This is a genomic window from Mycobacterium sp. E2989 (assembly GCF_001667595.1).
GTDB lineage: Bacteria > Actinomycetota > Actinomycetes > Mycobacteriales > Mycobacteriaceae > Mycobacterium.
Genome location: NZ_LZJX01000093.1, coordinates 13,318 through 27,553 on the forward strand (window position 1 = coordinate 13,318; position 14,236 = coordinate 27,553).

General features: G+C 68.4%; 13 protein-coding genes. 6 read left to right on the forward strand and 7 right to left on the reverse strand.

All coding sequences use genetic code 11. The features are described from left to right. Window position 1: 1 nt before the first annotated feature. The gene (locus tag A5680_RS16105) at window positions 2-421 is read right to left on the reverse strand and encodes a DUF5313 domain-containing protein (RefSeq protein ID WP_055400184.1); all 420 of its coding nucleotides are present in this window, start codon (window positions 419-421) and stop codon (window positions 2-4) included. A 35-nt stretch (window positions 422-456) separates the two neighbouring features. After that, entirely contained in the window at window positions 457-1,101 is a 645-nt protein-coding gene (locus tag A5680_RS16110) for a TetR/AcrR family transcriptional regulator (protein WP_067821012.1), read from the reverse strand. 104 nt (window positions 1,102-1,205) lie between these two features. On the opposite strand from A5680_RS16110, the gene A5680_RS16115 reads away from it, so the two are divergent. Then, complete coding sequence (locus tag A5680_RS16115; protein WP_055400103.1) at window positions 1,206-2,483, forward strand: cytochrome P450; 1,278 nt, start codon at window positions 1,206-1,208, stop codon at window positions 2,481-2,483. Here the strand turns inward: A5680_RS16115 and A5680_RS16120 are convergent. Both A5680_RS16120 and A5680_RS16125 read right to left on the reverse strand, forming a co-directional pair. After that, entirely contained in the window at window positions 2,480-3,328 is an 849-nt protein-coding gene (locus tag A5680_RS16120; RefSeq protein WP_067821015.1) for an NAD-dependent deacetylase, read from the reverse strand. The genes A5680_RS16115 and A5680_RS16120 overlap by 4 nt on opposite strands. A gap of 19 nt (window positions 3,329-3,347) precedes the next feature. Continuing rightward, on the reverse strand, window positions 3,348-3,887 hold the full coding sequence (locus A5680_RS16125; protein ID WP_067821018.1) for a cysteine hydrolase family protein: 540 nt from the start codon (window positions 3,885-3,887) through the stop codon (window positions 3,348-3,350). Window positions 3,888-3,946: 59 nt separating this feature from the next. Between A5680_RS16125 and A5680_RS16130 the strand changes: the two genes are divergently transcribed. Beyond that, the gene (locus A5680_RS16130) at window positions 3,947-5,989 is read left to right on the forward strand and encodes an NAD(+) synthase (protein ID WP_067821022.1); all 2,043 of its coding nucleotides are present in this window, start codon (window positions 3,947-3,949) and stop codon (window positions 5,987-5,989) included. Window positions 5,990-6,038: 49 nt separating this feature from the next. On the opposite strand, the gene A5680_RS16135 is transcribed toward A5680_RS16130, so the two are convergent. The 3 genes from A5680_RS16135 to A5680_RS16145 all read right to left on the reverse strand — a co-directional run bounded on the left by A5680_RS16135 (window position 6,039) and on the right by A5680_RS16145 (window position 8,145). Next, on the reverse strand, window positions 6,039-6,446 hold the full coding sequence (locus tag A5680_RS16135) for a hypothetical protein (protein WP_055400095.1): 408 nt from the start codon (window positions 6,444-6,446) through the stop codon (window positions 6,039-6,041). 96 nt (window positions 6,447-6,542) lie between these two features. Beyond that, window positions 6,543-7,421, reverse strand: coding sequence for a ribokinase (locus A5680_RS16140; protein WP_067821025.1), 879 nt, complete (start codon window positions 7,419-7,421; stop codon window positions 6,543-6,545). Window positions 7,422-7,473: 52 nt separating this feature from the next. Then, complete coding sequence (locus tag A5680_RS16145) at window positions 7,474-8,145, reverse strand: cation transporter (RefSeq protein WP_067821028.1); 672 nt, start codon at window positions 8,143-8,145, stop codon at window positions 7,474-7,476. 146 nt (window positions 8,146-8,291) lie between these two features. On the opposite strand from A5680_RS16145, the gene A5680_RS16150 reads away from it, so the two are divergent. The 4 genes from A5680_RS16150 (at window position 8,292) to A5680_RS16165 (ending at window position 14,230) form a co-directional block, all read left to right on the forward strand. Continuing rightward, complete coding sequence (locus tag A5680_RS16150; RefSeq protein WP_067821031.1) at window positions 8,292-10,517, forward strand: adenylate/guanylate cyclase domain-containing protein; 2,226 nt, start codon at window positions 8,292-8,294, stop codon at window positions 10,515-10,517. Continuing rightward, on the forward strand, window positions 10,517-11,962 hold the full coding sequence (locus A5680_RS16155) for a mechanosensitive ion channel domain-containing protein (RefSeq protein WP_067821034.1): 1,446 nt from the start codon (window positions 10,517-10,519) through the stop codon (window positions 11,960-11,962). The genes A5680_RS16150 and A5680_RS16155 overlap by 1 nt, the downstream gene beginning before the upstream one ends. A 105-nt stretch (window positions 11,963-12,067) precedes the next feature. Then, entirely contained in the window at window positions 12,068-13,327 is a 1,260-nt protein-coding gene (locus A5680_RS16160) for a glutamate-5-semialdehyde dehydrogenase (RefSeq protein ID WP_055400084.1), read from the forward strand. 27 nt (window positions 13,328-13,354) lie between these two features. Next, on the forward strand, window positions 13,355-14,230 hold the full coding sequence (locus A5680_RS16165) for a MoxR family ATPase (protein WP_067821037.1): 876 nt from the start codon (window positions 13,355-13,357) through the stop codon (window positions 14,228-14,230). Window positions 14,231-14,236 lie beyond the last annotated feature (6 nt).

Here is a 14,236-nt window from a genome sequence, read left to right on the forward strand (position 1 = left end):
GTCAGGTGAACGGGTTGCTGTTGTCCTGCCACGCCGCCGATTCCGGGCGCGGCCCGAACCGGCGCGCGTAATCCTCGTGCATCCGCGCCTGTTTCTTGTTCTTGAGCACGTCGACCATGTTCGGGTCGAGCCCGTGCTGGGCGAGCCGGTGCCGACGCCACACCTTGTTCAACGCCAGCGTGATCAGCAGGGCCCAGATGTACAGCGGCGCCGTCATCTCGGTGTGCACATACAGCGAAGCGGGCAGCAGCCAAAAGGGTGCGAGGACGAACAGCGGCGGGATGGCCCACCGGATCATGTGCCGGCGCACTGCTCCCTTGCCGGCGAGATCGTTGGCGACCCAGTCGCGCATCGAGCTGGGCAGGCAGCGCCCGTACGAGTAGCCGATGTATTGCCACACGTTGGGTTTGGTGGTGGTCATGGTTCCCATTTTGTCCTCGTCCTGTCGCGGGCGCATCAGCGCACGGGCTTGAGATAGAGCGCACCCCAGACGATCTCGGCCAACGTCGCGGCCAGTTCCGGGTCGTATTCGGGTGGCTTCACCGGGAGCTCCTGCTGGCAGGCCCGCTCGACCATCCAGGTCAGCGCGCCGGCCGTGGTGGTCGCCGGCAGCTCCGGCCGGATCGAGCCATCGGCCTGGCCCTCCTCGATGACCCGGGCCATCCGCCCGGTGACCGCGGTCAGCAGGTTGCGGTAGGTCGCCGCGACCAGCGGGTCGTATCCGGCCATCTCGTTGAGCGCGACCAGCACCGGCTGGTGCCGACGGTAGCTGGCGATGATGCCGTCCATCGCGGCGCGGACGTCACCGGGATCGTGGCGCCCGGCCACCGCCCACCAGCGCTCCGCGCTGTCGGCGAGGTCGCCGAAAACCTGGTTGGCCAGGCGACGCAGCAAGTGGCCCTTGTCCTCGAAGTAGATGTAGAAGCTCGCGCGGGAAATGCCGGCCGCGCTCGACAGCCGGTCCACGCTGAGCTCGGTGAAGCTGGCGCCGTCGCGCATCAGCCGCTCGGTGGCGTCCAGCAACCGGCGCTCGATCTGCTCGCGCCGCTGCTGGCGTTCCTGTTCGCGGTTGGCCTGCGGCTTGCGGGTGACCGATGGCATTCTCCCAGCATAGACCGTGCTTCGACAACTTGACTAGACATCCTGTCTAGGAATAGTGTCACAGGCGGATTTGTGACCGGGGTCATACGCGACGGAGGACCATCATGACCGTGCTGACCGGAAAGTCGGGCACCGAGCAGCCCGGCCGCCCCTACGACCCCATCGACCTGTCCTCCCGCGCGTTCTGGGCGACGACCGCGGCCGAGCGGGAACGGTCGTTCGCCGTGCTGCGCGCCGAGCGGCCGGTGAGCTGGCACCCGCCGGTCGAAGACGCCCTGATGCCCGATCCCGCGGACCCCGGCTATTGGGCCATCACCCGGCGCGCCGACATCGTCGCGGTCAGCCGCAACAACGAGGTGTTCCTGTCCGGGCGGGGCGTGATGTTCGAGAACATCCCGGTGGAGCTGCTCGAAGCGTCCCAGTCGTTCCTGGCGATGGACCCGCCGCGGCACACCAAGCTGCGCAAGCTGGTCAGCGCCGCGTTCACCCCGCGCCAGGTGCGCCGCATCGAGGACTCGATCCGGGCCAACGCCCGCACCATCGTGGAAGAGCTGCGGGCCGCCGGCAGCGGGGCGGACTTCGTCGACCACTGCGCCAAGGAGCTGCCCATCCGCACGTTGTCGGACATGGTCGGGATCCCCGAATCCGAGCGTGAGCACATGGCGGCCGCCACCGACGCCATGGTGTCCTGGGCCGACCCGGCCTACCTCGACGGCCGCCACCCGATGGAGGTGTTGTTCGAGAACCAGACCTACGTGCACCAGGTGGCCGGGGAGCTGGCGGCCCAGCGCCGCGAGCATCCCGGCGACGACCTGATCAGCGGCCTGGTGAACGCCGAGGTCGACGGTGAGCGGTTGACCGACGCCGAGGTGGCCGCCTTCTTCGTGCTGCTTTCCGTGGCGGCCAACGACACCACCCGGCAAACGACCAGCCACGCAATGAAGGCGCTCACCGACTTCGGTGATCAGCGGGCGTGGTTGCTGGAGGATTTCGACAACCGGATCGGCACGGCGGTCGAGGAGTTCGTCCGGTGGGCCTCCCCGGTGATGACCTTCCGCCGCACGGCCGCAACGGATTTCGAGTTGGGCGGCCAGCAGATAGCGGCGGGGGAGAAGGTGGTGATGTTCTACCCGTCGGGCAACTGGGACACCGAGACGTTCGATCATCCGGAACGGTTGGACCTGGGCCGCAGCCCCAACCCGCACGTCGGCTTCGGCGGCGGCGGCGTGCACTTCTGCCTCGGGGCGCACGTCGCCCGGGCGCAGCTGCGGGCGATCTTCGGCGAGCTGCTGCGGCAGCTGCCGGGCATCGAGGCCGGCGATCCGACCTACGTGGCGGGCAATTTCGTGCACGCCGTCCGCAGCATGCCCTGCACGTTCTAACGCGTTGCCAGCGGCGACAATTCGTCGGCCAACAGGGTCAGTAGCTCGGAACAACCGCCGTCGACCTTGACCGTCGCCAGCTCATCGCCGCGGGTTTCGCCGCGGTTGACGATCGCGATCGGCGTGCCCAGCGCGGCGGCGTGCCGCACGAATCGGTAGCCGGAGAAGACCGTCAGCGACGAGCCGGCGACCAACAGGGCATCGGCCTCATCGACGAGTGAATATGCTTGAGCGACAACGTCTTTGGCGACGTTTTCGCCGAAGTAGACGATGTCCGGCTTGAGCATGCCGCCGCAGCGCGGGCAGTCGAGGTAGCGAAACGACGCCGTGTCGCCGACGACGGCGTCGGCGTCGGGGGCCACCGCCAGGCCGCCGACCGCTTCGGCCCGCTCGATGAAGCCCGGGTTGAGCGCTTCGAGCCGGTCGGCCAGCGCCGCGCGGCTCATGGTGTAGCCGCAGCTCAGGCAGACCACCCGCGCGTAGGTGCCGTGCAGGTTGACGACGTTGCGGCTGTCGGCCTTGGTGTGCAGCAGGTCGACGTTCTGGGTGATCACCCCCCTCACCACACCGGCGCGCTCGAGTCGCGCCAGCGCGCGGTGCCCGGCGTTGGGCTGGGTGTCGTCCATGTGCCGCCAGCCGACGTGGTTGCGCGCCCAATAGCGCTGGCGGAACACCGGATCCGACGTGAATTGGCGGATGGTCATCGGATTGCTCGGCGGTGAATCGGGCCCGCGGTAGTCGGGAATCCCGGAATCGGTGGACAGGCCCGCGCCCGTCAGCACCGCGATCCGGCGGCCGGCGAGCAGCGCGACCAGTTCCGGAGCTTCGGCGCGGCGGCTGGTCACCCCATCCAGGGTACGGACCCTAGCCCAGGCACTCCGCGGCCGTGGTGAGCTCCGCGGACATGTTCTGCTCCATCATCTTGCACGCCGCCTCGGCCAATTCGGCGTCGATGCCGGCGACGGCGTCGGTCGGGATCACGACGGGAAAATGGCGCACGTAGGCGTCGAGCGCGGTGTAGAGGATGCACTGCTCGGTGACCTGCCCGGCGATGATCAGCCGCTTGGTCTCCAGCCGGTTGAGCAGGTACGCCAGCGCGGTCGCGTAGAAGGCGCTGTGGCGCACCTTGGTCATCACCCGGAGGTCGCCGGCGGGAACGATGGGCTTGACCAGATCGGGTCGCGCGCCGTCCAGCGCGGCGCTGACGATGTCGGAGAACTGGGCGGCGAAGTCGCCGTAGTTGTCGTTGACGTAGATCAGGTCGACCTCGTCGGATTCGCGTGCGCGGCGGATCAAATCGGCCAAGGGGTCGATGATCTTGGCCACATTGGGTATTAGGTCCTCAGCATCGGGATGCTCATAGGTGTTCATCATGTCGACCACCACCACGGCCGTATCGCTCATGATGGAGGGGATACCCGGCGGCCACGGGTTGACACCGGTCAGGCGACAATGGAAGGGCGATGGACTTCTACAACGCTTACAGCCAGGGCTTTGTCCGGGTCGCCGCGTGCACCCATCACACCACGATCGGCGATCCGGCGGCCAACGCCGAGTCGGTCTTACGGTTGGCGCAAGAGTGCCACGAGGACGGCGTCGCGGTGGCGGTGTTCCCGGAGCTGACGCTGTCGGGGTACTCCATCGAGGACATCGTGATGCAAGACCTGTTGCTCGACGACGTCAAAGCCGCCGTCGAGACCATCGTCGCGTCCTCCAGCGATCTGCTGCCGGTGCTGGTCGTAGGGGCCCCGCTGCGCTATCGGCACCGCATCTACAACACCGCGGTGATCATCCACCGCGGCACGGTCCTCGGGGTGGTGCCGAAGTCGTACCTGCCCACGTACCGGGAGTTCTACGAGCGCCGCCAGATCGCGGCCGGGGACGACGAGCGCGGCACCATCCGGATCTGCGACGCCGAGGTTCCGTTCGGCCCGGACCTGTTGTTCGCCGCGTCGGACATCGCCGACTTCGCGCTGCACGTCGAAATCTGCGAGGACATGTTCGTGCCGATCCCGCCCAGCGCGGAGGCGGCGTTGGCGGGCGCGACGGTGCTGGCGAACCTGTCCGGCAGCCCCATCACGATCGGCCGGGCCGAGGACCGCTGCCTGTTGGCCCGCTCGGCATCGGCGCGATGCCTGGCCGCCTACGTGTACGCGGCCGCGGGCGAGGGCGAATCGACCACCGACCTGGCGTGGGACGGGCAAACCATGGTGTGGGAGAACGGCGAACTGCTGGCCTCCTCCGAGCGCTTCCCCAAGGGGGAGCGACGCAGCGTGGCCGACGTCGACCTCGACCTGCTGCGCTCGGAACGGCTGCGCATGGGGACGTTCGACGACAACCGGCGTCACCACCGCGGGCCGGCCGAATCGTTCCGGCGCATCGCTTTTCGGCTGGACCCGCCGGGCGGCGACATCGGACTGCGTCGTGACGTCGAGCGGTTCCCGTTCGTTCCCGCCAACCGCGAACGGCTGGAACAGGATTGCTACGAGGCCTACAACATTCAGGTCTCCGGGCTCGAGCAGCGGCTGCGGGCCCTGGACTATCCGAAGATCGTCATCGGGATCTCGGGCGGCCTGGACTCGACGCACGCGCTGATCGTCGCGGCCCGCGCGATGGACCGGGAAGAGCGGCCGCGCAGCGACATCCTGGCGTTCACGCTGCCCGGCTTCGCGACCGGAGATCGGACCAAGCGCAACGCGATCGAGCTGTGCCGCGCCCTGGGTGTGACGTTCGAGGAGATCGACATCACCGAGACCGCGAAGCTGATGTTCGCCGAGATCGGCCACCCGTTCGGGCGCGGCGAGAAGGTCTACGACGTCACCTTCGAAAACGTCCAGGCCGGCCTGCGCACCGACTACCTGTTCCGGCTGGCCAACCAGCGCGGCGGCATCGTGCTCGGCACCGGTGACCTCTCCGAGCTGGGGCTGGGCTGGTCGACGTACGGGGTTGGCGACCAGATGTCGCACTACAACGTCAATGGCGGCGTCCCCAAGACGCTGATCCAGCACCTGATTCGCTGGGTCATCTCGTCCGGTCAGTTCGAAACCGACGTCACCGACGTGCTGCAGTCGGTGCTGGACACCGAGATCTCCCCGGAGCTCGTTCCGAGCGGCGAAGAGGAAGAGTTGCAGAGCAGCGAGGACAAGGTCGGTCCCTATGCGCTGCAAGACTTTTCACTCTTCCACGTGCTGCGCTTCGGCTTCCGGCCCTCGAAGATCGCGTTCCTGGCCTGGCACGCGTGGAGCGACCCCGACCGTGGCAACTGGCCGCCGGGATTTCCCGAGGAAAAGCGACCGACCTACTCGCTGAAGGAGATTCGGCACTGGCTGGGCGTTTTCGTGCAGCGGTTCTACTCGTTCAGTCAGTTCAAGCGCTCGGCGCTGCCCAACGGCCCGAAGGTGTCGCACGGCGGCGCGTTGTCGCCGCGCGGCGATTGGCGTGCCCCGTCGGACATGTCCGCCCGCATCTGGCTCGACGAAATCGAGCGGCAGATCCCCGAGGAATAGCGCGTTGCGGGCCCGCCCCGCAGCGCCGGACGGGCCCCCGGGCGTCCGCTCACGCCCGCGCGCGGCGCCAGCCCTGGTACTGCAGCTCGGCGAACACCAGCGTGTAGGCGCCGGCCGCCAGGTTCAAGGCGACGCCCGCCGAGGTCAGTGGGAAGACGTCGGTGAGCACCAGCACGACGGCGGCCACCGTGTACGCCACGTTGGCGATGATGACGGCCATGCCGGCGCGCAGGACCGACGGCCGCGCGGCGAGCGCGAACACGACCACGCCGTAACCGATCAGGAACGCGCCCATGGCGTACTCGAACCCCTTCGTCGTGCCCGAGAGCTCGGCGAGCCGGCCGGCCAGCGGGATACCGGCCAGACCGACCAGTCCGCTGATGGCGGCGTCGGCACGCATGGCAAGGCGAAGCAGGCCGTCGCGGGTGCCGGTGCGGTCAATCGTGGTGGCGGACATGATGTTCCTTTCGTCGATGGCTTGAACGCCTCCGACGCTGCCCGCTGACCACTGCCAGATCGACGCCAGACGCTGCCAACTACTGCCAACCGCAGGTCAGGCCAGTGATTCGAGCGCCGCGTCGATGGCGTCGGCAGCCGGCGCGCAGTCCCCGGCGCCGGCGACCAGCGTCGCCAGCGCGCCCGCGGCGCTGGCCCGCCGCAACGCCTGCAGCCGCTCGGCGGGCGTGCCCGGGTTGGGCGGCCAGCTTCCGGCCAGCACACCGGCGAACACGTCCCCGGCCCCGGTGGTGTCCACCGCCGTCACCGCGGGCGCGGGCACCACGAACTCGCCGTCGACGCCCGCGTACCGGGCGCCGCGCGCGCCCAGCGTGGTGACCAGGTGAGCGGGTCGCCAGGGCCACTTGCGGGCCTCGGCCTCGTTGGCGATCACCACATCGGCCAGGGCGGCAAGGTCGGACAACGAGCCCCGGTCCTGGCCGGCCGGCGAGGCGTTGACGATGACGACCGCCCCCGCCGCGCGAGCCTGCCGCGCCGCCTCAACCGCCGCCGCCACCGGAATTTCCAACTGCGTCAATAAGACGTCGCAGCCGGCGATGGCCGTTCGTGCGGCGGCGCCGTCCAGCGACAGTCGCCCATTGGCGCCCGGCGCGACCACGATGGTGTTCTCGGCGTCGGCGTCGACGACGACGATCGCCGTGCCGCTCGAACCCGGCGCCTCGGCCGTGGCGTCCAATCCCACGCCGTTGTCCCGCAGGTGCGCGCGTAACCGCTCGGCGGCCGGGTCGTCGCCGACGGCCCCCACGAACTGCACCCGCGCGCCCGCCCGGGCCGCCGCCACCGCCTGATTGCCGCCCTTGCCGCCCGGCGCGTAGGCCAACTCCGACGCCAGCACCGTCTCGCCGGGGCGCGGAAGCGCTTCGACGCGCAGCGACACGTCCATGTTCACGCTGCCGACCACGCAGACTCGTGGCATCAGCGGTTGTCCGGGCCAAAACGTTTGCGGTGACGCCGTTTTGGAGCGTGCGTCAGCATCCGCAATCCTCGCCCCGCCACGCCTCGACACCCTCCCGGACCGCGACGCCGGCGATCGCGAGCCCCACCACCGGGTCCAGCCACCAGCCACCCGGCCACACGGCGATCACGGCCAGCGTCAGCAACACCGCGGCGGACTGCGCGGCGCACAGATAGTTCTGGGTGCCCTCCCCGGCGGTGGCCCGCGAGTCCAGGCGCCTGGCGAGCGCGCGCTTGGCCCAGCCCAGCAGCGGCATCAGCACGAGCGCAACGGCGGTCAACACCATCCCGATCACCGTCGTCTCGGGGCGGGCCCCGGAAAGCAGGTTGCGGACCGATTCGAACGCGATGTAGGGCGCGATGAGCCAGAACGAAATGGCCACCCCGCGCTGCGCCCGCCGCTCGGAGGTCTCCGACAGCGTGCGTGAGCCCGAGAACCGCCAGACGACGATCACACTGGCCAGTCCCTCGACCGCGCTGCCGAGCGCCCAGCCGATCAGGGAGACGGACCCGGCGGTGAACCCTTGCCACAGGCCCAGGGCGCCCTCCGCGCACATCCAGAGCAGGCTCACCCACGCCAGCCGGCGCGCCCAGCGCGCCGCCCGAACCCATTCGGCGTCCCGGCGTCGGGTGGTTGCCACGTCGGCCGCCGCGGAGCCGCAACCCTGGGCGCACCCGTCGCTCATAGCGCCAAGGATAAGTGCCCGCTGCCCGGTGAGTTAAGTGCCGTTCTTCCCGTCGAACGCTTTGCCGCAATCCCCCATATCTTGCAACGCGCGCGCTAATGTGCTGCGTGAGCGATGCTGCGTGTCCGAGGAAGGGCGAAGTTTCAGTGACATCGAGCGAGCTGCAAGACGCTGAGCCGGCTTCGCAAACCGCACCGGCCCCCACCCGGGCGGAAACGGCTGGGACGCAGGAAGACGAGGCTCGCAAGCACCATAAGTTTCGCCGTCGCCGGCTTTTCCGCATCGGCATTCAATCCAAGCTCCTGCTGACGCTGCTGCTCTGCAGCATCCTGTCGATCGGGGTGATCGGCTTCATCGGGGCGTCGTCGGGGCGCAACGCCTTGCGCCAGGTCGAATCCGAGCGACTCATCGAGTTGCGCGAGTCGCAGGCGCGGCAGGTGCAGTCGCTGTTCCGGGAGGTGACGAATTCGCTGATCGTCTACAGCGGCGGGTTCTCCATCGTCGAGGGCGCGGCGGCGTTCACCGAGGGTTTCGCGCAGTTGTCCAACGCGACGATCACACCGGCCCAGCAGCAGGCGCTCGTCACCTACTACGACGAAAACATGATCCAACCGATCAGGCGGATCACCGGCGACGAGCTCGATCGCAACGCGATCTTCCCGAGTTCCAATGCGCAGAAGTATCTTCAGGCGCACTACACCGCGCCGTACCCGTTGGTCTCGGAGGCGCGAAAGGTCGACGACGCCGGCGACGGCAGCGCCTGGTCGGCGGCCAACGCCCGCTACGGCTTCTACATGCGCAACATCGTCACGCATTTCGAGTTCCCGGACGCGCTGTTGCTGGATATGCAGGGCAACGTCGTGTACTCGGTGAACAAGGGCCCGGACCTCGGCACCAACATCCTCACCGGCCCCTACCGGGAATCGAATCTGCGGGACGCATATCAAAAAGCGCTGCGCTCCAACGACATCAACTTCGTCTGGATCACCGACTTCCAGCAATACCAGCCACAGCTGGACGCCCCAACGGCGTGGGCGGTGTCCCCGGTCGGGATGAACGGCAAGATCGACGGCGTCATGGCCCTGCCGCTGCCGATCTCGAAGATCAACCGGATCATGACCGCCGACAAGCGTTGGGAGGCCGCCGGCATGGGGCCGGCAACGGAGACCTACCTCGCCGGCCCCGACGGCCTGATGCGTTCCGACTCAAGGCTTTTCCTGGAGGACCCGGCCGAGTATCGGCGCGAGGCCGTGGCGGCGGGCACCCCGCCCGACGTCGTGGACGAAGCGATCCGCCTGGGCGGGACCACGCTGGTGCAGCCGGTCCAAACCGCGGGTCTTCGTGCGGCCCAACGCGGGCAGTCCGGGGTCATCAGCGCCACCGACTACCAGGGCAACCGGGAACTGGAGGCCTACGCACCGCTGACGGTGCCGAACTCCGATCTGCACTGGTCGATCCTGGCGACGCGGGACAACTCGGACGCGTTCGCGCGCCTGGGCAGGTTCAGCAGGACGCTGGTGCTGGCGGTGGCGATCATGATCTTCGCCATCTGCGTCGCGTCCATGGTGTTGGCCCAGCTCATGCTGCGGCCGATCCGCCGCCTGCAGGCCGGCACCCAGAAGATCACCTCCGGGGATTACGAGGTCAGCATCCCGGTGACCACGCGGGACGAAATCGGGGACCTGACTGGGGCTTTCAACGAGATGAGTCGCAATCTCGCCATCAAGGAGGAATTGCTCAACGAACAGCGCCGGGAGAACGATCGCCTGTTGCTTGCGCTGATGCCCGAGTCCGTCGTCCAGCGGTATCGCGAAGGCCAGGAGACCATCGCGCAGGAACACCAGGACGTGGCGATCATCTTCGCCGAAATCGTCGGGCTCGACGAGATCTCCGGGGATGTGTCGGGAGACGAATTGGTCGGCATCGTCGACGAACTGTTCCGGCAGTTCGATTCGGCGGCCGAATCCCTTGGCGTCGAGCGGATCCGCACCTTCCACAACGGCTACCTCGCCAGCTGCGGGGTGGTGACGCCGCGGCTGGACAGCATCCACCGCAGCGTCGACTTCGCCGTGGAGATGCGCCAGATCATCGAGCGGTTCAACAGCCAAACGGGTCACGAGTTGCGCCTTCGGGTGGGCATCAACACCGGCAACGTCATCAGCGGACTGGTCGGCCGATCCGGACTGGTCTACGACATGTGGGGCGCCGCGGTGAGCCTGGCCTATCAGATGCAGAGTGGCTCAAGCCAATCCGGCATCTACGTCACGTCGCAGGTGTACGAGGCGATGCGTGACGTGCGGCAGTTCGCGCCGGCAGGCACCATATCGGTCGGTGGAACCGACCAGCCGATCTACCGGTTGTCGGAGCGATAATGAACCTCTTCGGCTCATCGTGGTTCTACTGGGCCATCGGCGTCGCGATCGGATTTCCGGTCGCGTTGATCCTGCTGACCGAGTTGCACCGCACGCTGGTCCGTCGCCACAGCCACCTCGCCAGGCAGGTGAGCCTGCTGCGCAACTACCTGCTGCCGCTCGGCGCGCTGTTGCTGCTGCTCGTCAAGGCTTCGCAGGTGCCGGCCGGCCAGGGCTCGGTGCGGATCCTGACCACGGTGTTCGGCCTGCTGGTGCTGGTGCTGGTGCTGTCGGCGCTGAACGCGACCGTGTTCGAGGGTGCGCCCGACGACAGTTGGCGCAAGCGACTGCCGGCCATCTTCCTCGACGTCGCCCGTTTCGGGGTCATCGGTGTGGGGCTGACGCTGATGCTGTCGGTCATCTGGGGTGTCCGGATCGCCGGTTTGTTCACCGCGCTGGGCGTCACGTCGGTGGTCATCGGCCTGATGCTGCAAAACTCCGTCGGGCAGATCGTGTCCGGCTTGTTCATGCTGTTCGAGCAGCCGTTCCGCATCGACGACTGGTTGGACACCGGCACGGTGCGCGGGCGCGTCGTCGAAGTCAACTGGCGGGCCGTGCACATCGACACCGGCAACGGCATCCGCATCATGCCCAACTCGATGCTGGCCAGCACCTCGTTCACCAACCTCAGTCGGCCCTCGCGCGCGTACGACTGCGCGATCACAACGAAGTTCGCGCCCGGCGATTCGCCGGACAAGGTGTGCGCGATGTTGACCCGGGTCGCCGGCGCGCTACCGGCCCGCAGACCCGAAGTGCCGCCGAGCACCGTGGCCCTCGGCAGCGCCCAATACCGCACGACGATCCGGCTGCTGTCGCCCGCCGACGCCGAGGCGACCGAGGCCACCTTCCTGCGCTGGGTCTGGTACGCCGCGCGCCGGGCGCGCCTGCGCCTGGACGGCACCGAGGACAACTTCTCCACCAAGCGACGGGTGGAGAAGGCGTTGCGCACGGTGGTGGCGCCAGCCTTGCGGCTGAGCCACATCGATCAGCAGTCGCTGGTGCCGTACGCGAAACTCGTCCGCTACGGTGCCGACGAGATCCTCGAGTACGCCGGGCAGGTGTCGTCGGGAATGACCTTTCTGGTGGCCGGCCGGGTGCGGCTGACCGCGAGGACCGAAGACGGGTCGATGGTTCCGGTCACCATCCTGGACGAGGGGTCGTTCCTCGGCCTGACCGCGCTGACCCGCCAGCCCAACCTCGCCGGCGCTTACGCGCTGGACGAGGTGACCGCCCTGCAGATCGATCGGGAGCACCTGGAGCATCTGGTGATGCGAAAACCGTTGCTGCTTCAAGACTTAGGCCGGCTGATCGACGAGCGGCAAGCCAAGGTGCGTCAGGTCAGTGGGCGTGAGCGGCTCGGGCCGGCCCGCGCCGAGGCGCAGGATTCCGCCAAGCCGCTGCGCTGAGGAGAACGCGGGTGCCGCGCCCGGCCCCGGCGTTACGCGCCGAGCGCATGCCGTAAATACCCGGGCCGCCGCACCTGGCCGGTTGTGGCCCGATACCCTGGTTCAATGAGTCTGCAAGCACCATCGCTGCCTGACTTGCGCCGGGAGGTCCACAACGCCGCGCGGCGTGCCCGGGTCGCCTCCCGCGTCCTCGCGTTGTTGCCGACGGTCGCCAAGGACCAGGCGCTGCGGTCCGCGGCCGACGCGATTGCCGCCCACACCGACTTGATCCTGTCGGCCAACGCCGAGGATCTCAGCGCCGCCGAAGCCGCGGGCACACCGACCGCGATGCTCGACCGGTTGGCGCTGGACGCCAAGCGGGTCGAGGGAATCGCCGCCGGGCTGCGGCAGGTCGCCGGTCTGCCCGACCCGGTCGGGGAGGTGCTGCGCGGCTACACCTTGCCCAACGGTTTGCATCTGCGGCAGCAGCGCGTGCCGCTCGGCGTCGTGGGCATGATCTACGAAGGCCGGCCCAACGTCACCGTCGACGCCTTCGGCCTGGCGCTCAAGTCCGGAAACGCGGTGTTGTTGCGCGGGAGTTCGTCGGCGGCCCGGTCGAACCAGGCGCTGGTCCAGGTGCTGCGCGCCTCGCTGGTCAGCGAGGACCTGCCCGCCGATGCGGTGCAATTGCTTTCGGCCGAGGACCGCGCCACGGTGACACACTTGATCCAGGCCCGCGGTTTGGTCGACGTGGTGATCCCGCGTGGGGGAGCGAGCCTGATCAACGCGGTGGTCCGCGACGCGCAGGTGCCCACCATCGAGACCGGGGTCGGCAACTGCCACGTGTACGTGCACGAAGGGGCCGATCTGGAGCTCGCGGAGCGAATCCTGCTGAATTCCAAGACCCGTCGGCCCAGCGTCTGCAACGCCGCCGAGACGCTGTTGGTCGACGCCGCGATCGCCAAGAAGGCGCTGCCTCAGCTGCTCAGCGCCCTGCAGGACGCCGGAGTGACCGTGCACGGCGGGATTTCGGCGGACGCCGCGGAGGACGACCTGCGCCGCGAGTATCTGTCGATGGACATCGCGGTCGCGGTGGTCGACGGCATCGACGCCGCGATCGCCCACATCAACGAGTACGGCACCGGGCACACCGAGGCCATCGTCACCAGCAATATGGCTGCGGCGCAACGGTTTAGCGACGGTGTGGACGCCGCCGCGGTGATGATCAACGCGTCGACGGCGTTCACCGACGGCGAGCAGTTCGGTTTCGGCGCCGAAATCGGCATCTCCACCCAGAAATTGCATGCGCGCGGTCCGATGGGGCTGCCGGAGCTGACCTCGACCAAGTGGATCGCGTGGGGTGACGGGCAAGTCCGCCCCGCCTGACTTCCGTGTTTTAGGAGAACTGAGATAGTGAGCGTGCCCGCCCGGCCCAAGCCGTTGTTCGCCGACATCGACGACGTATCGCGGCGGTTGGCCGAGACCGGTTATCTGCCGGACACCGCCACCGCGACCGCGGTGTTCCTGGCCGACCGGCTGGGCAAGCCATTGCTGGTGGAGGGCCCGGCCGGCGTCGGCAAGACGGAGCTGGCCCGCGCCGTCGCCCAGGCCACCGACTCCGGACTGGTCCGCCTGCAGTGCTACGAGGGGGTCGACGAGGCGCGCGCGTTGTACGAGTGGAACCACGCCAAGCAGATCCTGCGCATCCAGGCCGGCTCCGGGGACTGGGACCAGACCAAGGACGACGTGTTCAGCGAGGAGTTCCTGCTGCAGCGCCCGCTGCTGACCGCCATCCGGCGCACCGAACCCACGGTGCTGCTGATCGACGAGACCGACAAGGCGGACATCGAGATCGAGGGCCTGCTGCTCGAGGTGCTGTCCGACTTCGCGGTGACCGTTCCCGAACTGGGCACCATCACCGCCGAGCGGACGCCGTTCGTGGTGTTGACCTCCAACGCCACCCGCGAACTGTCCGAGGCCCTCAAGCGTCGATGCCTGTTCTTGCACATCGACTTTCCCAGCCCCGAGCTGGAACGCCGGATCCTGTTGTCGCGGGTGCCCGAGCTGCCGCAGCACCTCGCCGAGGAACTGGTGCGCATCATCGGGGTGTTGCGCGGCATGCAGCTCAAGAAGGTGCCGTCCATCGCCGAGACGATCGACTGGGGCCGCACCTTGCTCGCGCTGGGCCTGGACACCATCGACGACGCCGTCGTCGCCGCCACCCTGGGGGTGGTCCTCAAGCATCAATCCGACCAGCAGCGCGCGGCCGGGGAGCTCCGGCTCAATTAGGGAAAG